The sequence below is a fragment of the Gillisella vitis genome, assembly GCF_001541345.2.
Classification (GTDB): Bacteria; Pseudomonadota; Alphaproteobacteria; order Rhizobiales; family Rhizobiaceae; genus Allorhizobium; species Allorhizobium vitis.
The window spans coordinates 26,795-51,011 of record NZ_LMVL02000010.1 but is presented as its reverse complement, the minus strand read 5'-3'; the positions used below and the strand labels follow the sequence as shown (position 1 = coordinate 51,011).

Below are 24,217 nucleotides of genomic sequence, written 5' to 3'. Positions count from 1 at the left end.
CAGCGTCGACTGAACAGGAATTCCTTCACTTTCGACCGGACAGACCAATCGTTACGATCCTGATCCGGCAACCATTCTGCTGCTGTGTCCTGACCTGTATCCGCCTGATCCAGGCTCCTCCCGACAAGTCCAGGGCCGCGCCAAGCATGCCACAGTGGATTAATAATTCAACTCGATTTATTTATTGACAGGCATTTGGAATAGTGTTTTCTTGAGGCAGGAAGCATGGGGGGCCAACACGGGAGAGGTGATGGACCATGCGAACCGGACGGCCCCTTGAGAGGGTGCGTTTATCTTTGTCCTTGGGAGGATTCATATGAAGACCAATTTGATTGGCGCCACGCTTGGCGCCCTGGCTCTTGGCGTTGTCTTTTCGACAGGTGCACAGGCCGCTGACGTGTCAGCCTGCCTGATCACCAAAACCGATACCAATCCATTCTTCGTCAAGATGAAGGAAGGCGCATCCGCCAAGGCCAAGGAACTGGGCGTTACGCTGAAGTCCTATGCCGGCAAGATCGACGGCGACAGCGAAAGCCAGGTTGCAGCGATTGAGACCTGCATTGCCGATGGTGCCAAGGGTATCCTGATCACCGCCTCCGACACCAAGGGCATTGTGCCTGCCGTCAAGGAAGCCCGCGATGCTGGCCTTCTGGTCATCGCGCTCGACACCCCGCTTGATCCGGTCAATGCTGCTGACGCAACGTTCGCAACCGACAACCTGCTGGCTGGCAAGCTGATTGGTCAGTGGGCTGCTGCAACTTTGGGCGATAAGGCCAAGGATGCAAAGGTTGCTTTCCTCGACCTCACCCCTGCCCAGCCATCAGTTGACGTTATGCGTGACCAAGGCTTCATGATCGGCTTCGGCATCGATCCGAAGGACCCGACCAAGATTGGTGATGAAACCGATCCACGCATCGTTGGCCATGACATCACCAACGGCAACGAAGAAGGTGGCCGTACGGCCATGGAAAATCTTCTTCAGAAAAACCCGAACATCAACGTCGTTCACACCATCAACGAGCCAGCCGCTGCCGGTGCCTATGAAGCCCTCAAGGCTGTTGGCAAGCAGAAGGACGTGCTGATCGTGTCGGTTGACGGCGGCTGCCCGGGCGTGAAGAACGTCAAGGAAGGCGTCATCGGCGCGACCTCGCAGCAGTATCCGCTGATGATGGCGGCTCTCGGCATCGAAGCCATCAAGAAGTTTGCTGACTCTGGCGAAAAGCCAAAGCCAACCGCTGGCAAGGACTTCTTTGACACAGGCGTTTCGCTCGTCACCGACAAAGCTGCCAAGGGCGTGCCTTCGATCGACGTGGCTGAAGGCCTGAAGAAGTGCTGGGGTTGATTGGCTCTTGAAATATTGCATCGGAAGGGCGGCTCAGGCCGCCCTTCTGGTAAGCGCGTTCTGCAACCAAGGCAAAATATAAATCCTTAGGTTGAATGCACAAATTCTACAATGCCGCAGGCGGCCGTCGGCAATTGGTGCCACGGTCCAGCCCGGCCCTCAAGCCTCAGAAGAGGTCCACGGGAGGAAAGCCGATGAGCGAGCCAAAAGCCGCCACCAAACCTCATCTTGAATACGAGAATGTGCTGTCGGGCAGTGCTACTGCGGTCGCGCAGTTCGATACTAACGACAAGACGCCATTGCAGAAGTTTCAGCATTTCCTGCATTCCAGCCCGGCTGCCGTGCCGTTGATCGTACTCATCCTGTCGCTGATCGCTTTCGGTGCCATTCTGGGCGGCAAGTTCTTTTCGCCCTTTGCCCTGACGCTGATTTTGCAGCAGGTTGCCATTACCGGCATTATCGGTGCAGCCCAGACCCTGATCATCCTGACCGCTGGTATCGACCTGTCGGTGGGCGCCATCATGGTGTTGTCGTCTGTTGTCATGGGGCAATTTGCCGTTCACTATGGCGTGCCTGGCCCACTTGCCGTGCTGTGCGGCTTTGCCGTCGGTGGCATTTGCGGTTTCATCAACGGCGTGCTGGTGGCCCGCGTCAAGCTGCCACCCTTCATTGTCACGCTCGGCATGTGGCAAATCGTGCTGGCAGCCAACTTCCTATATTCCGGCAACGAGACAATCCGCTCGCAAGATCTGGGCACCAATGCGCCCATCCTGCAATATTTTGGTCAAAGCTTTAAGCTGGGCGGCGCCGTCCTGACTTATGGTGTGATCGCGCTCGCCCTTCTGGTCGCCGTTCTCTGGTATGTCTTGAACAACACCGCCTGGGGCCGTCATCTCTATGCAGTCGGCGATGATCCGGATGCAGCGGAATTGTCTGGCGTCAATGTCAAGCGCATGCTGATTTCCGTCTACACGCTTGCCGGCCTGATCTGTGCGCTGGGTGGCTGGGCGATGATTGGCCGTATCGGCTCGGTTTCGCCAACAGCTGGCCAGTTTGCCAATATCGAATCCATCACCGCAGTGGTCATTGGCGGCATGTCGCTGTTTGGTGGCCGTGGTTCCATCATGGGCATGCTGTTTGGAGCGTTGATCGTCGGCGTATTCCAGCTTGGCCTGCGCATGGCCGGCACCGACCCGCAATGGACCTATATGCTGATTGGCGTGCTGATCATTGCCGCCGTCGCAATTGACCAATGGATCAGAAAGGTAGCTGGCTAATGGCACAAGAACCCATTCTCACCGCCCGTGGCCTCGTCAAGCGCTATGGCCGGGTGACCGCCCTCGACAACGCCGATTTTGATCTCTATCCGGGCGAAATCCTCGCAGTCATCGGTGACAACGGCGCTGGCAAATCCTCGTTGATCAAGGCTATTTCCGGTGCCGTGACACCGGACGAAGGCGAGATCAAGCTGGAAGGCAAGACCATCAATTTCCGTTCACCGATTGATGCCCGCAAGGCGGGGATTGAAACCGTCTATCAGAATTTGGCCCTGTCGCCGGCTCTGTCGATTGCCGACAACATGTTCCTCGGCCGCGAAATGCGCAAGCCGGGCATCATGGGCAAGGTCTTCCGCGCCCTCGACAAACCAGCGATGGAAAAATTCGCCCGCGACAAGCTGTCCGAGCTGGGCCTGATGACCATCCAGAACATCAATCAGGCGGTGGAAACCCTCTCGGGTGGTCAGCGGCAGGGTGTGGCCGTGGCCCGTGCCGCAGCCTTTGGTTCCAAGGTGGTTATCCTCGACGAACCGACGGCGGCGCTCGGCGTCAAGGAAAGCCGCCGTGTGCTAGAGTTGATCCAGGACGTGCGTTCGCGTGGCATGCCGATCGTTTTGATCTCGCACAATATGCCACATGTGTTCGAAGTGGCTGACCGAATCCATATCCACCGGCTTGGCAAGCGTCTTTGCGTGATCAATCCGAAGGATTACACCATGTCGGATGCCGTTGCCTTCATGACGGGCGCGAAGGAAGCCCCAGCGGAAGCGATTGCCGCATGACGGTTTCCGTCTCCTCGCTGACAGACGAGATCTTCCGGCTGGCCCAAGAGGCCAGCCGTTTCATGATCGCCATTGCCGGACCGCCAGGCGCGGGCAAGTCAACCCTTTCGGACGCCTTGCGCGAGGCGCTGATTGCGCATGGCGAAACTGCGGAAATCCTGCCGATGGACGGATTTCACATGGACAATGGCATTCTCGAACAGCGCGGCCTGCTGAAGCGCAAAGGCGCACCGGAAACCTTTGACGTGCGTGGTTTTCTCGACATCGTCACGGCGGTAAAGGCTGGCGACGAGGAGGTTCTCGTACCGGTCTTTGACCGCGACCGCGAACTGGCGATTGCCTCGGCCCGGCCAATTGCGCCGGAAACCCGCTTCATTCTGGTCGAGGGCAATTACCTGCTTCTGGATCGCGCGCCCTGGACCCGCCTGCAAAGCTGCTTCGACCTGACGGTCTTCGTCGGCCCACCGCTGGAGGTGCTGGAACAGCGCCTACGTGACCGTTGGGTTCATTACGGACTGGACGAGGCCGCAATCGCCTGGAAATTGAATGGCAACGACCTGCCGAATGGCAGATTGGTGATCGAAGCATCCCGGCCCGCTGATATCAGTGTTGATATCGTCGCCATCCCGTAAACTAGCAATTTCCTGGAAAAAGGGGCGGATTCGCCTCGACTCCAGCCAAAGATCTGCTTAGAAAATAAGCACGCTCATTTTCCGCACAATATCATTGACAGCAGCCCCCTTCCCCGCTCTATTTGTATAGTCAAATGGCCGAGAAACGGCTGAGGGGAATTGCACCGGTACGAGAGATCGCCGGGTTGCGGGCAACTGGAGAAATCGTGATGCAGAAAAGACTGTTGCTGAAGGCGGCGCTTGGAGCTGCCCTGTTGTTTGGCGCGAGCCTTTCGGCCCATGCCGAGGATGCGCTGACGAAAATCAAGGCCGCAGGCACCTTGAAGGTCGGAACGGAAACCGCCTTTGCGCCCTTCGACTTCATCGATGCTGGCGATCATGTCGGCCTCAATGTCGATATGTTTGCAGAAATCGGCAAGGAATTGGGCGTGAAGATCGAGTGGATCGCCCTGCCTTGGGATGGTGTTCTGCCGGGCCTTGAAGCTGGCAAGTTCGATATTGTCGCTGGCCCCGCCACCATCACCAAGGCCCGCATGGAGCGCTATCGCTTCACCGCCCCGATTGCCGAAGCCACGGTCGCCATTCTGAAAAAGGCCGGCGACAAGACGATCACCAAACCTGAAGATCTGGCGGGCAAGGCTGTCGGCGTTGGCAAGGCGACTGCGCAGCTTGCCCAGCTCCAGGAGTTTTCGGCCACCTTGCCGAAAAAGATCGCGGTGCGTGAATATGTCTCCTTCAACGATGCCTATGCCGACATGGCGGCAGGCCGCGTCGTGGCCGTTGCCAATTCGCTCCCCAATATCGCCTTCGTCGCCAAGCAGCGTAACGGCGCTTTCGAAGTCGTGCTGCCGCCCTTTGGCAAGAAGAGCTATTTCGGCTTTATCGGCACCAAAGATGCAGACCATGCCAGCCTGATAGACGCCGTCGATGCCGCACTCATCAAGATGAAGAGCGATGGCCGCATGGCAAAATTGCAGGAAAAGTGGTTTGGCACCAAGTTCGATACGCCTGATAGCGTGAAAGACCCAGCGTTTTGAGGTGACGAACCCTAAGGCTCTGCCTCTGGAAAAGCATATAATCTCTTGATATGCCGTCTGTCCCCTCTGCCTTGCCAGGCAGAGGGGGTATCCCACACGCTGTCATTTACTGTGATCCGCAATAGCGGAGACTGGGGTGCCATGTCATTCAAACTCTTCTTCCTGCTGGTTAAGGCCGCCGGATGGACGCTGGGCATCAGCGTGATTTCGATTGCCATCGGCTTTTTGATTGCCATTGCCCTGTCTGGCGCCATGCTCTCCGGCAAACGGCTCTATACAATGCCAACCAAGCTGTTCATCAGCTTCTTTCGCGGCGTGCCGCTGCTGGTGCAATTGCTGCTGATTTACAATCTCTTGCCTTTTATCGGCATCAATGTGCCAAGCGTGGTGGCCGCCATCATTGGCCTGTCGCTCTGCACCGCTGCCTATCAGGCCGAAAACCTGCGTGGCGGCTTTGAAAGTGTCCCCAAAGGTTTGGTGGAAGCTGCCGATATGGCAGGCTTTTCAGGCCGCCAGACGTTTTTACGCATCAAACTGCCCATTGCGTTGCGGCTCACTTTTCCGGCTTTGGTCAATGAAGCGATCATGATCCTCAAATCCTCCTCGCTGGTCTCGGTCGTCGGCATTGTCGAACTGACCCGCATGGCGCAGGATCTGGCTGCCTCCACCTATCTGCCCATCGAATTGTTTTCATCGGCGGCGCTGATTTATCTGCTCATCTGCTGGAGCGTGGCGATGATCGCCCGTATCACCGAGCGTAGCCTGCCGGGAGCGGTCAAATGATCTTCGACCCCAAAGTCATTCTCGATCACCTGCCGGAGATTGCCAGTGGCGCCCTCACAACCCTGTGGATCTGGGTGGTTGGCATGGCGCTGGGCATTCTCGTCGGCTTTTTCGTGGCGACAGGACGTCGCTACGGCGGCAGGTTTCTGGATATTCCGCTGGGATTGATGGTGGAAGTGCTGCGCGGCACACCGTTTCTGATCCAGATTTTCCTCGTCTATTACGGCGGACCCTATGTTGGCCTGTCGCTGGACCCCATCCCTTGCGGGTTGATTGGCCTCACCGTCTACTCCGCCGCCTATTACTCGGAGATTTTCCGGGCGGGCTATGGTTCTGTTCCGCATGGCCATGTGGAAGCCGCCGAATGCCTGGGGTTGAGCAGGCTCCAAATTATCCGCCGCATTCTCTTGCCGGAAATGGCGCTGATTGTGCTGCCGCCCTGCGTCAATCTCGCCATCATTCTTCTGAAGGAATCTGCGGTTTTGTCGATCATCACCGTTCCCGAACTCACCGCCACCGTCAGCGCCATTGGCTCGGCCCAATATGCCTTTCTGGAGGCAATTTTCGTGCTGGCCGTTATTTACTGGGTCATTGTCGAGGCCACCGCCTGGGCGGCCCGCAAGGCTGAAGCCCGTTTGAGCAGATTGAGGTTTTCCGCGCCATGACGCTTCCCGCTATTTCCGTTTCCAAACTCGTCAAGCGCTTTGGCACCAACACCGTGTTGAATGACATTGATCTGGAGATCCCGGAAGGCAAGGTCTCCTGCCTGATTGGCCCTTCCGGCTCTGGCAAGAGCACGCTATTGCGCTGCATGGCCTTTCTGGAAGAGGCCAGCGAAGGGATGATCACTGTCAGCGGTGAAGCACTTGGCTATTTCGAAAAAACAGATGGTCAGCGCGAACGCTTGCCTGCCGCCCAGATCCGCGCCGTGCGCTCCAAAATCGGCATGGTGTTTCAGCAATTCAATCTCTGGCCGCATATGACCGCGCTTGGTAATGTCTCCGAAGCCTTGAAGACTGTGCATAAAGTGCCAAAACGCGAAGCAGAAGACCGTGCCATGGCCCAGCTGCAAAAAGTGGGGCTGGAAAATCGGGCGGGCCACTATCCGTCGCAGCTGTCCGGCGGCCAGCAACAGCGTGTCGCCATTGCCCGTGCCCTGGCCTTGCAGCCGAAAATCATGCTGTTTGATGAGCCAACCTCGGCGCTCGACCCGGAATTAACCGGCGAAGTGCTCAACGTCATGCGCGATCTGGCGGCCGAGGGCATGACCATGGTGGTGGTATCCCATGAAATCGGCTTTGCCGCCACGGTTGGCCAGCAGATCAGCTTTCTAGATCAGGGAAAATTGCTGTTTACCGGCGCGCCATCGGATGTTTTTGCCAAGCCACGCCATCCCCGATTGGAACAATTCCTTGATACCTATCTGGATCGCGGCGCATCGATGTTGGCATGATGACTGACGACAACGACACTCGCAGCAAATCGCTGCACCAGCGTATTCTGGATGACATTGAGAGCAATATTCTCTCAAGCCGATGGCCGCCGGGCTATAAAATTCCGTCCGAACAGGTGCTGGCCGAGACATATGCCTGCTCACGCATGACCGTCAACAAGGTGCTGACCCAGCTTGCCCGCGCAGGCCTTGTGCTGCGCAAGCGCAAGACCGGCAGCATCGTCATGCCGCAGAACTCACAAAGCGCCATTCTGGAAATTTACGACATCCGCGATGAAGTCATTTCGTTAGAGAAGACCTACCATCATCGCATTCTGTCGCGAACGATCCGTCCTCCGACCAAGACAGAGTGCGAAAACCTGTCTCTTGCACCGCGCCGCAAGCTGCTGGCCCTCACCTGCCTGCATTATGCCAATAATCAACCCTTTTGCCTGGAAGAGCGCATCATTAATCTCGGCGTGGTGCCACAAGCGGCAGACGCCGATTTTACCGATCTTGCCCCTGGCCCGTGGCTGCTGGACCATATTCCCTGGAATGCCGCCGAACATCGCATTGCCGCCGAAGCGGCCAATGAGACGGCGGCAGAAATCTTGACCATTGCACCAAATACCCCGGTTCTGGTGGTGGAGCGCCAGACATGGCGGCTGGATGAAACAGTCACCCAAGTGCGCCTGACCTATCCCGGTGCCAGCCATGCCGTCACCGCCCGCTTCACCCCTTCACAACGCCTTTCCACTCCTGCCTGATCCCCACTGCCTGATCAAAGAGAAGACATCGCCATGGCCCGCACCGACACATTGAAACTTGGAACCTTCGTCTACACTTTCGGTTTCAACCCGGCAGCGTGGAGGCACCCAGATGCCGATGTGAATGGGGCCAACAAGATTGATCACCTGCTCAACGTGGCGAAAATCTCGGAAGCGGCGAAATTCGACTTCATGTTCCTGGCCGATTCCCCGGCCGCCGCCATCGGCGATGCAGACGCACTGGCCCGCTCGCCCACCAAGATGAACCGGTTTGAGCCGCTATCGCTGATTTCGGCGCTGTCCGTGCTCACGGAAAAGCTCGGCTTTGTCGCCACCGCCTCCACCAGCTATTATGAGCCGTACAATATTGCCCGCATTTTCGCCTCCATCGATCATTTGAGCGGTGGTCGGGCCTGTTGGAATGTGGTGACCTCCGACCACGATGAAACGGGCTATAACTACGGCTTTGAGGGCCTGCCGCCGCATGCGGAGCGCTATGAGCGCGGTTCGGAATTTGTCGATGTGGTGTTTGGCCTGTGGGACAGTTTTGAGCAAGATGCTCTGGTTCTGGACAAGGCAAACGGGCTTTACCACGATAAAAACAAGCTGCACACGCTGAACCACAAGGGCAAGCATTTTCAGGTGCGCGGCCCGCTCAACATTGCCGCATCACCGCAAGGCCGCCCGGTGATTGCACAGGCTGGCGGCTCGGAAGCCGGTATGGAACTGGCAGCCCGCACCGCCGAAATCGTCTTCAGCCTTGCCTCCAATCTGGAGCGCAACAAGGCTTTTGCCGATAATATCAAAGGCCGCATGGCCAAATATGGCCGTTCCACCAACGACCTCAAGCTGATGCCCGGCTTGGTGGTCAATGTCGGAGAAACCAAAGCGGAAGCCCAAGCCAAGGTCGATTTCCTGATCGATAACCTGCACCCCGACGTCGGCCGCTGGATGCTGGGCGAATTTCTGGAAGCCGATCTTTCTGGCGTGGCGCTTGATCAGCCTTTCCCGCTGGATCGCCTGCCCGCAGAGCCAAAAGGCTCGAAAGCCATGTTTGAGTGGCTGCGCGATTTCATCATGGAAGGCCACACCGTTGGCGAGTTGATCCGCTTTTACGCCGAGAAAAGCACCGGCAACGGCATTACCGGCACCCCCACCGAAATTGCCGATTTTATGGAAGAATGGTTCCAGGCCGGGGCCGCCGATGGCTTTATTCTGATGCTGCCCACCCTGCCTGCCAGCTTGAATGATTTTGTGCGGCTGGTGCTGCCGGAATTGCGCAGGCGCGGATTGTTCCGGGAGGAGTATGAGGGCAAGACGCTGCGGGAAAATTTGGGCTTGTCGATGCCGGTCAATCGCTATGTGGCGGCGCGGGATGGTGGGATTGCCAAATAAACCTGAGCAAGCTTACCCCCCTCTGGTCTGCCGACCATCTCCCCCTCAAGGGGGGAGATCAGATAGGCGCAAACGTCCATTCCCACGACATGATGCTGCGTACCGATATCTCTCACATTGAAGAGGACCGGAAGATATGCAAGGAGTCGATCTCCCCCCTTGAGGGGGAGATGGCTGGCAAGCCAGAGGGGGCCTTGCGCCAACGCCAACCACTCCACCCCTCAAAACGCTGCCATCAAATCCCGCATCACGCCAGCAAACCGTGCCGCAATTCGCTCCCGTGCAACATGCCGCCCGGCTTCCACCTGCTTGATGCCACCGACCCAAACGCAATCGACTGCTGCGCCATTGGCAAAGAGAAAACTATCCAAAATCTGATCACCACTCAAACCAAGATCATGGCGCGACTTGAGGCTGACAAGATCGGCAGGCTTGCCGAGCGCCAGCCCACTCTCTGCCATCAACGCCGCAGCGCCACCTGCCACGGCACCATCAAACAGATACCGACCTGTCGATCCACCCGGCAAAGCCATGACATTGCGGGCGCGGTGGGCCAGACGTTGCGAATATTCCAGCTGGCACAGCTCGTCGGCAAGACCAATCAGGATGTTGGAATCAGAGCCGATACCAAGACGCCCGCCCTGCTCCAAAAACACAGAGGCGTTGAATGTGCCATCACCCAGATTGGCCTCGGTGATCGGGCAAAGACCGGCAATGGCTCCGCTTTTTGCCATCCGCACGGTTTCATCCTCCGTCATATGGGTGGCATGAATCAGGCACCAGCGATTTGAAAGGTCAGCATTGTCCAGCAGCCATTGCACCGGGCGCTTTCCAGACCACGCCACGCAATCTTCCACTTCCTTCACCTGCTCGGCCACATGAATATGGATTGGCCCATCGAATGAGAGCTGTTGCAGGGCTGATAATTCTTCCGGCGTCACGGCCCGCAGGCTGTGGGGGGCAATGCCCGTGATGCTACCGGGTAGATTTGAGGCGGCTTTTTTCGCCCCCTCCAACAGTTCTGCAAAACCATCGACATCATTGATAAACCGCCGCTGGCCCTCATTGGGAGCCAGTCCACCAAAGCCGGAATGAGCATAAAACACAGGCAGGAGTGTAAGGCCAATGCCAGTTTCTTCCACTGCTCCCACAATCCGCTCCGCCATCTCGGCGCGGTTATTGTACGGGCTGCCATCGCGGTCGTGGTGGAGATAGTGAAACTCGCCCACCCGGCCAAATCCGGCCTCCAGCATTTCCACATACAGTTGGGCGGCAATGGCCTGCATCTGTTCCGGATTCATGGTGAGCGCAAAGCGATACATCACCGTGCGCCAGCTCCAGAAGCTGTCATTGTCCGGCCCGCGCAGCTCCGCCAAGCCCGCCATGCCACGCTGAAAGGCGTGGCTGTGCAGATTGGCCATGGTGGGCAGCACAGTCGCATGCCGTTCATCGCCCGCTTGCGCCTCAACACCCTGCTCAATGGCTGAAATGGAGCGGCCTTTCAGCGTCAGCCGCACATCCTTGGCCCAACCATCCGGCAGCAGCGCCTGTTTTGCATGGAGTGTCGTCATGGCTTTCCCCTCTCATTTTCGGACTTGCGCCTTGGCCCATTAAGTATATACATAATAGGAAAATCGATTGGGCGCAATGCAGCCTGAACGGCAATAACAAGGGATCAGCATGACACATCGGGATCGCATCTTCACCAATGCGCGGTTGGCAACGCTCAATCCGCAACTTTCAGGCCTCGGCATTATTGAAGATGCCGCGCTGATGGTGCGTGGGGGGCAGATCGTCTACGCTGGGCCAATGGCGGAACTACCGATCAGCCTGCTGAATGCTGCCGAGGTCACCGATTGCGAGGGGCGCTGGATTACCCCCGGTCTGGTGGATTGCCACACCCATCTGGTGCATGCAGGCAACCGCGCCCATGAATTTGAAATGCGGCTGGCAGGGGCAAGCTACGAAGAGATTGCCCGGGCGGGTGGTGGCATTGTCTCATCCGTATCCAAGGTACGAGCAGCCAGTGAAGCGGATTTGCTGCGTGAGACTCTTCCGCGACTGGATGCCCTGATCGCGGAAGGCGTCACCACCATTGAGGTCAAATCCGGTTATGGATTGACGGTGGAAGATGAGCTGAAAATGCTGCGGGCAGCAAAAAAACTCGGTGATGCCCGCCCTGTTTCCGTCACCACCACCTATCTCGGTGCCCATGCCACGCCCGCAGACTATAAGGGCCGCAATGGTGATTTTATCCGCGAGGTGGTGCTTCCCGGGCTGAAAGCTGCCCATGCGGAACAGCTTGTTGATGCCGTGGATGGCTTTTGCGAGGGCATTGCCTTTTTACCCGATGAGATGCGCGTGGTGTTTGATGCGGCACAGGCTTTGGGCCTGCCGGTAAAACTGCATGCCGATCAGCTGTCCAATCTCTCTGGTGCCGCCCTTGCCGCAGACTATGGCGCACTTTCGGCTGATCATTTGGAATATACAGATGCGGCAGGCGCTGACGCCATGGCCAAGGCTGGCACCGTGGCGGTGCTGCTGCCGGGTGCCTTCTACTTTATCCGCGAGACAAAAAAGCCGCCGATTGATCTCTTCCGCCAACACGGCACCAAAATGGCACTGGCGACCGACAACAACCCCGGCACCTCGCCGCTCACCTCGCTACTGCTGACCATGAACATGGGGGCCACCCTGTTTGGCATGACGGTGGAAGAGTGCGTAGCGGGCGTGACCCGCGAGGCCGCCCGTGCACTGGGTCGGCTGGATGAGATTGGCACGCTGGAAGCCGGAAAATCGGCTGATCTTGCCATCTGGGATATTTCTGAACTGTCTGAGCTTGTCTACCGCATGGGCTTCAACCCGCTTTATGCGCGGGTGTGGCGCGGCCAAGACACCTAACAACAAGGGGCCATTATGACCATTACCCTTTACCCCGGCTCTGTGCCGCTGGCCGATCTGGCGAAAATCTACTGGCATGGTGAGCCTGCTGTGCTGGATCGCAGCTTTGATGCGGGCATTGAGCGGGCAGCCGCCCGCATTGCCGCCATTGCTGCGGGCAATGAGCCGGTGTACGGCGTCAACACCGGCTTTGGCAAACTGGCTTCCATCAAGATCGATGCCGCCGATACCGCCACGCTTCAGCGCAATCTCATTCTCTCCCATTGCTGCGGCGTCGGTGCGCCGCTGGCAGAGAATATTGTGCGGCTGATCTTGTCGTTGAAGCTGATTTCGCTGGGCCGTGGCGCTTCTGGCGTGCGGCTGGAGCTGGTGCGGTTGATTGAAGCCATGCTGGAAAAGGGCGTCATTCCGCTGATCCCGGAAAAGGGTTCCGTGGGTGCTTCTGGCGATCTCGCCCCGCTGGCCCATATGGCCGCAGTGATGATGGGTGAGGCAGAAGCCTTCTATCAGGGCGAGAAACTGCCGGGCAAGATTGCGCTGGAACGGGCGGGCCTAACGCCCGTGACGCTTGCCGCCAAGGAAGGACTGGCGCTGATCAATGGCACGCAGGCCTCCACCGCCTTGGCCTTGGCTGGCCTTTTCCGCGCCCATCGCGCCGCGCAAGCAGCGCTGATTACCGGGGCGATGTCCACGGACGCGGCCATGGGGTCGTCGGCACCGTTTACAGCCCATATTCACACGCTGCGCGGCCACAAGGGCCAGATTGATACCGCCGCAAGCTTGCGGGCCTTGCTGGAAGGCTCGGTTATCCGCCAGAGCCATCTGGATGGCGATGAGCGCGTCCAAGACCCCTATTGCATCCGCTGCCAGCCGCAGGTGGATGGTGCCTGCCTTGATCTGCTGCGGATGACGGCGCGGACCCTGGAAATCGAGGCCAATGCGGTGACGGATAATCCGCTGGTGCTCTCAGATGATACTGTGGTGTCTGGCGGCAATTTCCACGCCGAGCCAGTGGCTTTTGCAGCCGACCAGATTGCCATTGCCGTGTGTGAAATTGGGGCGATTTCACAAAGACGCATCGCGCTGTTGGTGGACCCGACCCTGTCCTATGGTTTGCCTGCGTTTTTGGCGAAAAAGCCGGGCCTGAATTCCGGTCTTATGATTGCCGAAGTCACCTCTGCCGCGCTGATGAGCGAAAACAAGCAGATGGCCCATCCGGCTTCGGTGGATAGCACACCAACTTCGGCCAATCAGGAAGACCATGTCTCCATGGCCTGCCATGGCGCACGCCGCCTGTTGCAAATGACCGAAAATCTGTTTGCCATCATTGGCATTGAGGCTTTGACCGCAGCCCAAGGCGTGGAGTTTCGTAGCCCCCTGACCACCAGCCCAGAGCTGCAAAAGGCCATTGAGACCCTGCGTGCCGTTGTGCCAACGCTGGAGGAAGATCGGTTTATGGCACCGGATTTGGCGGCGGCCAGCGCACTGGTGGCCGATGGGGCTTTGGTGGGCAGTGTATCGGCCGGGATTTTGCCGGGGTTGGAGGGGTGAGAGCAATGGGCGTTTTTATCTGGGGCCTACCCCCCTCTGGTCTGCCGACCATCTCCCCCTCAAGGGGGGAGATCGACTCGTTGAAACGTGCGGGGCCAAATAATGGAACTCGGCATCGCGTCTTGCTGATCTCCCCCCTTGAGGGGGAGATGTCCGGCAGGACAGAGGGGGGTAACTCCAGCCGCCAAGGGAGATCATTTTAAATGTCCAACATTTTCGAAATCACCCAAGGCACCTCCCCGGTCATCCTCGCCTTCCCGCACACGGGAACGGATGTGCCATCCGCCATATGGGACCGCCTCAACGACAACGGCAAATTGCTGGCTGACACCGATTGGCATATCCACAATCTGTACAAAGACTTGCTGCCAAACGTCACCACGGTGCGCGCCACGTTCCATCGCTATGTGATTGATGCCAATCGTGATCCTGCGGGGGTGAGCCTCTATCCGGGGCAAAACACCACGGGGTTGATCCCGGATACGGATTTCGACGGAAAGCCAATCTGGACCGAAGGCTCCACTGAGGCGGATATTGCTGAACGCCTGAGCGCCTTTCACGCGCCCTATCACGCAGCCCTTTTGGCTGAGCTCGAGCGGGTAAAAGCCATCCATGGCGTGGCCGTGCTGTATGATTGCCACTCCATCCGCGCCAACATCCCCTTTTTGTTTGAAGGCCGCTTGCCGGATTTCAACATCGGCACCGATATGGGCCGGACCTGCGATGCCGCCATTGAAGCGGCAACCGTTGAAATTGCAGCGTCAGCGGACGGTTACACCTCCATCCTCAACGGCCGCTTCAAAGGCGGCTGGACCACGCGCCATTATGGTAAGCCTGACACGGGCGTCCACGCCATTCAGATGGAGCTGGCGCAAGCCTCACACCTTGCCAGCGAAGCACCTCCCTTTGCCTATGATGAACACAAGGCAGGTCGTTTGCGCATACATCTCAAAGCCATTCTGGAGCGGATCGAACAGATTGCGTTTCAACTGAAACAAAAGGGGGAATGATCATGACCAATCCACGCCACAATATCCGCGATGTGCGGGCCGCAACCGGAACCGAGTTGACTGCCAAGAGCTGGATGACCGAAGCTCCCTTGCGCATGTTGATGAACAATCTCGACCCCGACGTGGCCGAGCGTCCGCATGAGCTGGTGGTTTATGGCGGCATTGGCCGCGCCGCCCGCACCTGGGAGGATTTTGACCGCATTGTTGCCACGCTGAAAACCCTCACCGAAGAAGAGACCCTTATTGTACAATCGGGCAAGCCTGTCGGTGTGTTCCGCACCCACAAGGATGCCCCACGGGTGCTGATTGCCAATTCCAACCTCGTGCCCCATTGGGCCACATGGGATCATTTCAACGAGCTGGATAAGAAGGGACTGGCCATGTATGGCCAGATGACCGCAGGCTCGTGGATCTACATTGGCACCCAAGGCATTGTGCAAGGCACCTATGAAACCTTTGTGGAAGCTGGTCGTCAGCACTATGACGGCAACCTCAAAGGTAAGTGGATACTAACGGGTGGACTCGGCGGCATGGGTGGCGCACAGCCGCTAGCAGCCGTTATGGCTGGCGCTTGCTGCCTTGCGGTGGAATGCGATGAAACCCGTGTCGATTTTCGTCTTCGCACCCGTTATGTCGATGCCAAGGCCCACACGCTGGATGAGGCCTTAGCGCTGATTGACCAATGGACCAAGGCTGGAGAAGCCAAATCCGTGGGCCTGATCGGCAATGCCGCCGACATCTTCCCGGAACTGGTCAAGCGCGGTATCCGCCCCGATATTGTCACCGACCAGACCTCTGCCCATGACCCGATCAATGGCTATCTGCCGTCTGGCTGGACCGTTGCCGAGTGGCGCGCCAAGCAGGAGAGCGATCCGAAGGCGGTGGAGCGTGCCGCTCGTGCATCTATGAAAGTGCATGTCGCCGCCATGGTGGATTTCTGGAACATGGGCGTGCCCACGCTGGATTATGGCAACAATATCCGCCAAGTCGCCAAGGAAGAAGGGCTGGAAAATGCCTTTGCCTTCCCCGGTTTTGTGCCTGCCTATATCCGCCCGCTGTTTTGCCGGGGCATTGGTCCGTTCCGCTGGGCAGCCCTGTCGGGTGATCCAGAGGATATTTACAAGACCGATGCCAAGGTGAAAGAATTGTTGCCCGACAACAAGCACCTGCACAATTGGCTGGATATGGCCCGCGAGCGCATTGCCTTTCAGGGCCTGCCTGCCCGCATCTGCTGGGTCGGTCTGGGCGATCGCCATAAACTCGGTCTGGCCTTCAACGAAATGGTCCGCAGTGGCGAGCTGAAAGCCCCGGTGGTGATTGGCCGTGACCATCTCGATTCCGGCTCTGTTGCCTCGCCCAACCGCGAAACCGAAGCGATGAAAGATGGCTCGGATGCGGTCTCCGACTGGCCGCTCCTGAACGCGCTGCTCAATTGCGCCTCCGGTGCCACATGGGTGTCGCTGCACCATGGCGGCGGGGTTGGCATGGGCTTTAGCCAGCACTCGGGCATGGTGATCTGCGCCGATGGCACCGATGATGCAGCACGGCGCTTGGAGCGGGTGTTGTGGAACGACCCGGCCACCGGCGTCATGCGCCACGCCGATGCGGGCTATGACATTGCACTGGATTGCGCCAAGGAAAAAGGCCTGCGCCTGCCCGGCATTCTGGGCAATTGATATGCAGATCCTGCGCCGGGAAGATTATCGCCGCATGCCCTGGAAGAATGGCCAGGGCATGACAGAGGAAATCCTGATTTTCCCGCCTGGCAGCGGCCTTGGGGATTTCGATTACCGGCTGTCCATCGCCCATGTCGGCGCGGACGGCCCTTTTTCGACCTTTCCCGGTGTGGATCGCAGCATTGCATTGTTGGAAGGTGACGGCATGGTTCTGTCACTACCGGACGGCCAAAGCGTGACACTCAAACAGGACGGTCACCCCCTTGCCTTTTCTGGCGACTGGGCCATTTCCAGCCACAATCTTGGCGACGAAACCGTGGATCTCAATATCATGACCCGGCGCGGACGCTTTCGCCACACCATGCAAAGGGGAAATCTGGAAGTCCCGCACCGCCAGGTGCCTACGACAACAACATTGGCCATTTTCAACGGTGATGCCACTGTCATTGCCAATGGACAAACAATTTCCCTACGCCGTTTCGATACCCTGGTCTTTTCGTCAGGAGTTCCTCGGGACCTGACAATCACGGTGCAGTGCGATCTCCTTACCGTGACGCTGGATGCAGAACATCAAACCTGAAGAAGATGGTTCCTTTTGCGACATAGAACCTTAACCTGACTGGAATTTTAGGATAGTTCTGCTGGAAAACGAAAACTTGAAGCCTTGAGGCATCAGGGATAACGATGATCCTCAGTGCGTGGATGCATCAGCATCTTCGATGTATTCCGACCAGAGAACCAATGCGGACAAAAAGCGAGACGAAACGACGCCAGATCCTGACGATTGCCGGAGATCTGTTCCGGGAACACGGATTTGGAGCCGTCAATATGGCGCAGATCGCGGCCTCGGTCGGCGGATCGAAATCGACCCTTTACAATCATTTCCCCACCAAGGAGGCCTTGTTCGAAGCCTATATGATTGAAGCGGGGCGCGAACGCTTTGCAGCTTTGGCCGATAGCGATCAGGCTAGCGACAATGTGGAGAAATCGCTGACGGCCTATGCGCGCGCCTACCTGCGGCTGCTGCTTTCGCCAGAGGTTCTGGCTATCAACCGGCTGGTGATTGCCGAAGCGCCACGTTTTCAGGAACTTGGCAGGATCTTCTATCAGAATGGACCGCGAGCCACGCTGGACCAGATCGAAAAAAAGCTGGAACATCTGGTCGACCGCCAGGCGCTTTCTATCCCGGATATCGCAATGGCTGCCTTACAGTTCAAGGCAGTAGCCGAAGCGGGTATTTATGAACACTGCCTCTGGGGCCTGATTGATCGTCCGAATGACGCGCAGATCGAGACCGCAGCGAAAAATGCGTCCACCACCATCATGACGCTCTATAGCCGCTAGAGCATCGTGCCGGAAATCGGAATCGGCACGATGCTCTAGAATTTTGTTTTAGCATCAGATTTTTCCGAAAACCGGTTCCCACTTTTCGGTCCGATGCTCTAAAGTATCGATCCAAAGCGCTTAACGACAGCATCATGCGTTTTATGAAACGCATGATGCTGTCGTGTCAGTGCGACAAACGAAACGCCCTCGGTCAGAAGGGGTATTGCAGGGGAATGCTTTGGGTGGTGATCAGGTGATCGCAGGTGAATTCCGCGACGACCCAATCGCTGTTGAACCGCCCGATACCGCTATTCTTTTCACCACCGAACATGGCATTGGGGCTATCGGCAACGGAAATATCGTTGATATGGGTCATGCCGGCATGGATACGCTTGGCAAACCGTAGGCCACGCCCTTCATCCCGTGTGAAAACGGCGCTGGAAAGCCCGAATTCGGTCTGGTTAGCGAGTTTCAGAGCATCTTCCTCACCATGAGCCTTGATGATCGGAACGACGGGGCCAAACAGTTCAGTCTGGGCCAGCGCCGAATTGTTATCGACATCAATAAACACATGCGGCGGCAGGACCTGGCCTTGCGGTTCGCCACCCAGCGCCAGATGAAGGCCGGAGGCCTTGGCTTCTTCGATTTTTGCCAGGATACCATCAAGCTGGCGCTTGCTGATGATCGGACCGATATTGGTGCCGATGAGACTGGGATCGCCATAGGTAAGCTTGGAGGCACGCTCAATGAAGCGAGTGACAAACTCGTCATAGATCGAAGCATCAACGATGATCCGGTTGGTGCTCATGCAAATCTGGCCCTGATGCAGGAATCGGCCAAAAAGCGCGCCGCGAACGGCCAGATCGAGATCCGCATCATCAAGCACGACGCAAGGCGCATTACCGCCCAGTTCAAGGCCCACCCGTTTCAAGGTTGAGCCCTGCATGGCAAGCTGCCCGATATGACGACCGACGCGCGCCGATCCGGTGAAGGAAATGAATTTCGGCACGGGATGCAGCGTGAACATGTCGCCGATCACCCCGGCAAGGCCGACCACCACATTCAGAAGGCCACCCGGCAGGCCTGCCTCTTCGTAAATCTTGGCAATCATCAACCCGCCGCTGATCGGGGTCTCTTCCGCTGGCTTGACAACCACCGCATTGCCGAGCGCCAGCGCCGGCGCAATCGAACGATGCGACAGATGCATTGGCATGTTCCACGGGCTGATAACCCCGATGACCCCAAGAGGAGCGCGATGCACCCGCACGTCCTTGCCCGGCACTTCGCTGGGGATAATCCGGCCCTGGACGCGCGACGGCATGCCGGACACCTCCAGCATCATATCCCGCACCGAAGCCCATTCAATCTCGGCCTTGATGCGCGTGCTGCCGGATTCGGCGATGATCATATCGACGATTTCAGCATGCCGTTGTTCAACGATTTGCGCGGCGCGCAGAAAGACATCACGCTTTACGCTTGCGGGCCTATCTGCCCAATCACGCTGCGCCGCCTCGGCGGCCAGATAGGCCGCATCGAGATCCTCCACCGAGGCCAGGGCGATTTCGGCAATTCTCTCACCGGAATAGGGATTGTTGACATTAAGGACATCCCCTGCGGCGCCAGGACGCCAGGTGCCGCCAATATACTGGCCGCTGTAAGCGCCATAGGGTCCCGACCGGTTGATCGCGTTCATTGCTTTTCTCCACAATTGGAATTCAAAGGGATGCGTGGGGAACCAGGATTGGATCCCGTTTCAGGAGGGTCGAGAAGACCGAATGGTGGTGCTCCCAGTTTTCAGGAGCCGCCTTCAGTGCCTCGAGAGCAAAATCGACATAGCGCCTGTCGAGCGGGGCGATGTCATCGCGCCCACGCCGTTCCAAAAGACGGCCCAGCATGGTCACAAGGCAGAGAAGCAGAAACACGTCCCTGCTGGTTTCCGAAGGCTTGACGAGCCGCAAACTGCCCATGCGCAGGATGCGCTGGATCATTCTGTAGCGGCGTTGCAGCACCTGTTCATGGCTTGCAAGCCGGGCCGTCACCTCAAGATCCTCCGTCAAACGGTTGCGCAGCACTGTCAGCACCAGGCGATGGTTGACTGGAAAAACAAAACGAAAGGCGAGCGCCGCAGCAGCCACGCCCGCCACCATCGCCAAGGTCTGTTCCACCGAAAGCCAGGGCGATACCACCATCGGAAAAACCGGCTGGGCAGCGAGTAGGAATGACATATTGCCATCGATGGCCGCTTTAGCGGTTTTCGGACGCGACATGGCATAGGCGCCCACTGCCAGGAAGGGCGCCACCATCAACAGTATGTCCAGCGAATTTTCCGCATGTGGCAGCAGAAAAATCCGCGAAAGCAAGCCAAGCGTTGCGCCGCACAGCGTCCCCTTCAATGCCTCACCAACCGCGAGCTGAGGGGCTTCATGGCTTGAAAACAACGTTACGAATACGGCAGCCGTCATGAGCATGACCGGACCCAGAGACCAGCCGGTCAGCTTCCAGACCAGGGCCACCGCGCTTAGCGCAAGAAACGTCCTGCAAAAGGCAATCACGGCCCCCCTGGTGTCCGATATGCGCAGAGCATTGAGAGCGAGGAGACGTTTGACAGGCTGGACAGCGGAAAGCTCACCCAGATAACCGATGGCGGCTGTCACGGCGGCAGACAATTGCGGCGCATGCTCGTCGATTGCCGCGACAGCGGTATGGGCCGCCTCGATATCGCCACGTCCCAGCGCCAGATCGACTGAGGCCAACGCTTCAGCAGTCTTTTCCGCCCTCACCCGTGGCTCCTCGAGCTGGCAGGCGGTCATCGCTTCGGTGACCATAATGGTCGAGGCGGCGGCAATGTGACGGGCGAACCGGGCGCGCTGATGCCCTGTGAGCGAGCCCGCGGCCAATGTATCGAGATCGGTATCCATCTGGACGACCGCCGAGAAGAACTGTTGCATGGGTTCACCCATGGTCTCCCCCTTGGCCTCCCCACGGGTTTTCAGCAAGACCGACGAAAGCGACAGAGCCTGACGCAAGAGCGCGAGCGAGCGGGTATGAACCATGTCCTTGGCCGCCCCCGGCGCGAAAAGCACCGTGGCGACAAGCGAAGCCACCACGCCGATCAGGGTGCAGGCAATCCGCGACCAGGCAAGTTCATGGCCAAGCTGGGGCTCGATCAGACCCGACATGGTGACGACGGCTGCGGTATAGCCAGCCAGCAAAAGCCCATAGGAGCGGAAATGGCGAAAGAACGATCCAGCCGCCGCGCACAGCGCAACCCAGCAAATCAGCACCAAGAGCAACAGACCGGGCGCCGCGCTCAATTGCCAGAGCACGAGAAAACCGACGAGCGCTCCAACGATGGTTCCGACCAGCCGCGCCAATCCCCGCTCGACCACCAGGCCACGGGTGGGCTGGGCAACCAGCCACACCGTCATCGCCGCCCAGTAAGGATGGTGAATTTGCAGCACGGTGGCCAGTGCCAAGGCAAGAATAGCGGCAATGGTGGTGCGCAAGGCAAAGCTGACGCTGGGGCCTTTTAAGAAAACAAATCGCCACCGCCGCCGGTTTACATCGCCACTGATTGTCTGTTTCGTCGCTGAGGACATGCGGTCGGTTCTCTTCAAAGGCGGCAACGGGGTCCGGTATCGGATTGATGTTTGGTAAGAAAAGTCATGAAACATGACACTTCGTATACTGTTTCGAATATCCCAAGCCTTACCGCACAATCCCTTAAATTGAACTCGATCCAATGCGAAATTATGTCGAAAATTTGAATTATTACAGCAACTTACATGCGCACAATAAAACGCGCGCCGCTGTAAAAAATGGTGCAGAAAATCGGAATCGGCACGATGCTTTAAGTCTTGGCATTATCGCATTGGGCTGAAAATCGTTCCCGGCTTTCAGCCCAATGCCTTCCTTCAGGCTATGTCAAACCGCCTTCAGCTGATCGCCCGGCACCCAATTGCCGTGCAGTGACATGCGTAGACGCATCGGCAGCTTGATGGTCGCAATCGGACCGTCTGACAGATGTTGCGCATCCAGCACGAGGAGATCCGTGGCGCGCTCCGCCAACCGATTAACCAGACCGATCACATAGCCATCGCCTTCAGGCGCGTCCGGCCGGCGCGGCACGAAGATCGGCTCCTGGAAACAGGATTGGTCATCGGCGAACCAGAGCTGGGTCTTTCCGGTTGCGATATCCAGATGCGCCAGTTGATTGAAGAACTGAAACGGACGCGGACCGATCCGGGCTTCGTCAAAGGGCTTGGTCGGGTCCATGGCGATCACAAAGCCATGGCGATATTGCCGGCCGCAATAGCGGTCGTCGCTGCGGGGAAATTCGCAAGCGAAACTGGTGAGTGGCTTGACTTCGATATTGTTGCCGCTCGACCGCATGTCGAAAGTCCAGCGCATCATCTGCGACGACAGGGTTTCCGGCGGCGGCACAGTGCCATCCGATTGCGGGAAGAAATAGAAGATATTGCCTGATGTAACGGGCATATCGACAAAGATCCTGCCTCCGTCATCAAAGGCGTTCAGCGTGTGGCCCTGGAAGCCGTTGGGCGCCTTGAACCAGCGCACATCGCGTCCGTCGCCATCCCGGCGCAGAATGCCGAACAGCTGGTCGAGACCCGGCTGCCACTGAAAGTGCTTGCCGCCCTGCTTCATCCGCTCCAGATCCGCCGTCAACGGCATCAGCGGGAAAATCACGAAATGCTCCGTCACCGCAAAGTCATGGATCATTGCGGCATAAGGTGCGGTGATCCACACTTCACGCTTCATCCGGCCGTGCTTGTCGATCTCGTAATAGACGATGTCAGGGGTAGCCTCGCCTTTGGCCTCGTAGCCGAAACACAGTAGATCGCCGGTTTCGGGGTCGAATTTCGGATGGGCCGTGAAAGTCGCGCTGGTCAACTGGCCATCGAAATCATAAAGACCGATGGTTTCAAGCGTGACCGGGTCGAGGGCATAAGGTGGGCTATCCTCCTTCAGCGCCAGAAGCTTGCCATTGTGAACAACCACATTGGTATTGGCGGTGGAGTTAGAAATATCCTTGACGCTCGGATCGTTGGTAAAGGGATTACGATAGATCCCGTGCAGGGAGGCGCGAGCGTCACGCTGAGCCTTCAATCGCTCGGTCATCACGTAACGACGCTGAAAATCCACATGGCCGTTCTTGAACCGGAAGGCGCTGACAGCGCCATCGCCATTGAAGAAAATGTCCTCTCCGAGCATGGGGGGATATTGCGGATCGGGAGCAACCTGAAAGAACGTGCCGTCGATCTCCTCGGGCACTTTGCCCTCCACTTCGAGATCATAAACCTGGCCTTCAAAACGGGCCGGCTTGTAGAGCGATCCAGTAAATTCAGGCTTATTTGGAAATGGGACTGTCATCGGATTGACCTTTCATAACCGTACGATATTGTACATATACAGCCATGTGACAGACGTCAAGTTATAAACGTACATCCCCGTACGATTTCAGGAGGCGCCATGCGTGTCAGAACCCAGGCAAAGCGCCAGGCCATTGTCGACATTGCCGGGTCGATGTTCCTTCGCCATGGCTATGCCCAGGTGTCGATGGCGGCGGTCGCGGCAGAAGTCGGCGGATCGAAAGGAACGCTCTATGGCTATTTCCCCAGCAAGGCGGATCTCTTTGCCGCGTTTGTCGTCCAGGCAGGTGAAGATGCCTTTACACCTTTGATGGAGGTCATCGACAAGGAGCAGGACGCGGCAAACACGCTGAAAGCGCTCGGAATGAACTATCTGAGGCTGCTGCTGCGCCCCAAGATCATCGCAATCACCCGTCTGGTGGTGTCGGAAGCAGGCAGAGCCACCGATCTCAGCGCGATTTATTTCGACATCGGTCCACGCCGGGTTCTGGACCGCTTTATACAGGTTTTCGAGGCGATGAAGATATCAGGTAAACTTGTCCCACCCGATAGCGCGAAGGCGGCACGGGAATTCAAGGCGCTGTGCGAGGCCGGTCTTTATGAACCCGTGCTGCTTGGTATCGCCGGAATTCCGAGCGAAAGCGACATGGAGGCCAATGTCGCTGCCACGGTCGATATTATTTGCTCGAGGTATGGACCGACAAGATCGCGGCGCCAACCGAAAACTGCGATAAAGCAGCCATCGGCCACCCATGCCACACGCAGGAAACTGCCGCAGGAAGATGAGCCATTGGACCGGCAGAATGATCTGGTACCCGAGAAAGCTCACCGCGTAGCGTCTTATAGAATATGAAATATCAAGCACTTGACGTATTTTTTTGGGAAATACCAGACGTCATTCTCAATGACGCCTGGT

21 protein-coding genes are annotated in these 24,217 nt (G+C 57.6%); 17 read left to right on the top strand and 4 right to left on the bottom strand.

Going from position 1 to position 24,217, the window contains the following annotated elements; genetic code table 11:
- Nucleotides 1-316 precede the first annotated feature (316 nt).
- The 10 genes from ASB66_RS24260 to ASB66_RS24215 all read left to right on the top strand — a co-directional run bounded on the left by ASB66_RS24260 (nt 317) and on the right by ASB66_RS24215 (nt 9,447).
- A complete protein-coding gene (locus ASB66_RS24260) occupies nt 317-1,342 on the top strand; it encodes a sugar ABC transporter substrate-binding protein (RefSeq protein ID WP_060716845.1) in 1,026 nt (341 codons plus the stop codon).
- A gap of 194 nt (nt 1,343-1,536) precedes the next feature.
- Nucleotides 1,537-2,619, top strand: coding sequence for an ABC transporter permease (locus ASB66_RS24255; protein ID WP_060716844.1), 1,083 nt, complete (start codon nt 1,537-1,539; stop codon nt 2,617-2,619).
- Nucleotides 2,619-3,401, top strand: a complete 783-nt coding sequence (locus tag ASB66_RS24250) for an ATP-binding cassette domain-containing protein (protein WP_060716843.1) — start codon at nt 2,619-2,621, stop codon at nt 3,399-3,401. The genes ASB66_RS24255 and ASB66_RS24250 overlap by 1 nt, the downstream gene beginning before the upstream one ends.
- Entirely contained in the window at nt 3,398-4,033 is a 636-nt protein-coding gene (locus ASB66_RS24245; RefSeq protein WP_060716842.1) for a nucleoside triphosphate hydrolase, read from the top strand. The genes ASB66_RS24250 and ASB66_RS24245 overlap by 4 nt, the downstream gene beginning before the upstream one ends.
- Before the next feature lie 209 nt (nt 4,034-4,242).
- A complete protein-coding gene (locus ASB66_RS24240; RefSeq protein WP_114386977.1) occupies nt 4,243-5,070 on the top strand; it encodes a transporter substrate-binding domain-containing protein in 828 nt (275 codons plus the stop codon).
- 141 nt (nt 5,071-5,211) lie between these two features.
- Nucleotides 5,212-5,853: an amino acid ABC transporter permease gene (locus ASB66_RS24235; RefSeq protein ID WP_060716840.1), complete on the top strand. Its 642-nt coding sequence runs from the start codon at nt 5,212-5,214 to the stop codon at nt 5,851-5,853.
- Entirely contained in the window at nt 5,850-6,518 is a 669-nt protein-coding gene (locus ASB66_RS24230; RefSeq protein WP_060716839.1) for an amino acid ABC transporter permease, read from the top strand. Before ASB66_RS24235 ends, ASB66_RS24230 begins: the two co-directional genes overlap by 4 nt.
- Nucleotides 6,515-7,306 (top strand): amino acid ABC transporter ATP-binding protein, encoded by a 792-nt coding sequence (locus tag ASB66_RS24225; protein ID WP_060716838.1) that lies wholly within the window; start codon nt 6,515-6,517, stop codon nt 7,304-7,306. The genes ASB66_RS24230 and ASB66_RS24225 overlap by 4 nt, the downstream gene beginning before the upstream one ends.
- The gene (hutC, locus tag ASB66_RS24220) at nt 7,303-8,052 is read left to right on the top strand and encodes a histidine utilization repressor (protein WP_060716837.1); all 750 of its coding nucleotides are present in this window, start codon (nt 7,303-7,305) and stop codon (nt 8,050-8,052) included. The genes ASB66_RS24225 and hutC overlap by 4 nt, the downstream gene beginning before the upstream one ends.
- Nucleotides 8,053-8,085: 33 nt before the next feature.
- Nucleotides 8,086-9,447, top strand: a complete 1,362-nt coding sequence (locus ASB66_RS24215; protein WP_060716836.1) for an LLM class flavin-dependent oxidoreductase — start codon at nt 8,086-8,088, stop codon at nt 9,445-9,447.
- A 221-nt stretch (nt 9,448-9,668) separates the two neighbouring features.
- Here ASB66_RS24215 and ASB66_RS24205 read toward each other — a convergent pair whose 3' ends face one another.
- Complete coding sequence (locus ASB66_RS24205; RefSeq protein WP_060716835.1) at nt 9,669-11,018, bottom strand: formimidoylglutamate deiminase; 1,350 nt, start codon at nt 11,016-11,018, stop codon at nt 9,669-9,671.
- 109 nt (nt 11,019-11,127) lie between these two features.
- On the opposite strand from ASB66_RS24205, the gene hutI reads away from it, so the two are divergent.
- The 6 genes from hutI (at nt 11,128) to ASB66_RS24170 (ending at nt 17,929) form a co-directional block, all read left to right on the top strand.
- A complete protein-coding gene (hutI, locus tag ASB66_RS24200) occupies nt 11,128-12,348 on the top strand; it encodes an imidazolonepropionase (protein WP_060716834.1) in 1,221 nt (406 codons plus the stop codon).
- Nucleotides 12,349-12,363: 15 nt separating this feature from the next.
- A complete protein-coding gene (gene hutH / locus ASB66_RS24195; protein ID WP_060716833.1) occupies nt 12,364-13,899 on the top strand; it encodes a histidine ammonia-lyase in 1,536 nt (511 codons plus the stop codon).
- A gap of 203 nt (nt 13,900-14,102) precedes the next feature.
- Nucleotides 14,103-14,909: an N-formylglutamate deformylase gene (gene hutG, locus ASB66_RS24185; RefSeq protein WP_060716832.1), complete on the top strand. Its 807-nt coding sequence runs from the start codon at nt 14,103-14,105 to the stop codon at nt 14,907-14,909.
- 2 nt (nt 14,910-14,911) lie between these two features.
- On the top strand, nt 14,912-16,585 hold the full coding sequence (gene hutU, locus ASB66_RS24180; RefSeq protein ID WP_060716886.1) for a urocanate hydratase: 1,674 nt from the start codon (nt 14,912-14,914) through the stop codon (nt 16,583-16,585).
- Between the two features lies 1 nt (nt 16,586).
- Nucleotides 16,587-17,165 carry a HutD/Ves family protein gene (locus ASB66_RS24175; RefSeq protein WP_060716831.1) on the top strand — a complete coding sequence of 193 codons (579 nt, stop codon included), beginning with the start codon at nt 16,587-16,589 and terminating at the stop codon, nt 17,163-17,165.
- 161 nt (nt 17,166-17,326) lie between these two features.
- The gene (locus ASB66_RS24170; RefSeq protein ID WP_060716830.1) at nt 17,327-17,929 is read left to right on the top strand and encodes a TetR/AcrR family transcriptional regulator; all 603 of its coding nucleotides are present in this window, start codon (nt 17,327-17,329) and stop codon (nt 17,927-17,929) included.
- 193 nt (nt 17,930-18,122) lie between these two features.
- On the opposite strand, the gene ASB66_RS24165 is transcribed toward ASB66_RS24170, so the two are convergent.
- From ASB66_RS24165 to ASB66_RS24155, 3 genes are all read right to left on the bottom strand, one after another.
- The gene (locus tag ASB66_RS24165; protein WP_060716829.1) at nt 18,123-19,604 is read right to left on the bottom strand and encodes an aldehyde dehydrogenase family protein; all 1,482 of its coding nucleotides are present in this window, start codon (nt 19,602-19,604) and stop codon (nt 18,123-18,125) included.
- Nucleotides 19,605-19,626: 22 nt separating this feature from the next.
- Nucleotides 19,627-21,510: an FUSC family protein gene (locus ASB66_RS24160; protein WP_060716828.1), complete on the bottom strand. Its 1,884-nt coding sequence runs from the start codon at nt 21,508-21,510 to the stop codon at nt 19,627-19,629.
- Between the two features lie 325 nt (nt 21,511-21,835).
- Entirely contained in the window at nt 21,836-23,302 is a 1,467-nt protein-coding gene (locus tag ASB66_RS24155) for a carotenoid oxygenase family protein (RefSeq protein WP_060716827.1), read from the bottom strand.
- A gap of 99 nt (nt 23,303-23,401) precedes the next feature.
- Between ASB66_RS24155 and ASB66_RS24150 the strand changes: the two genes are divergently transcribed.
- On the top strand, nt 23,402-24,154 hold the full coding sequence (locus ASB66_RS24150; protein ID WP_060716826.1) for a TetR/AcrR family transcriptional regulator: 753 nt from the start codon (nt 23,402-23,404) through the stop codon (nt 24,152-24,154).
- Nucleotides 24,155-24,217 lie beyond the last annotated feature (63 nt).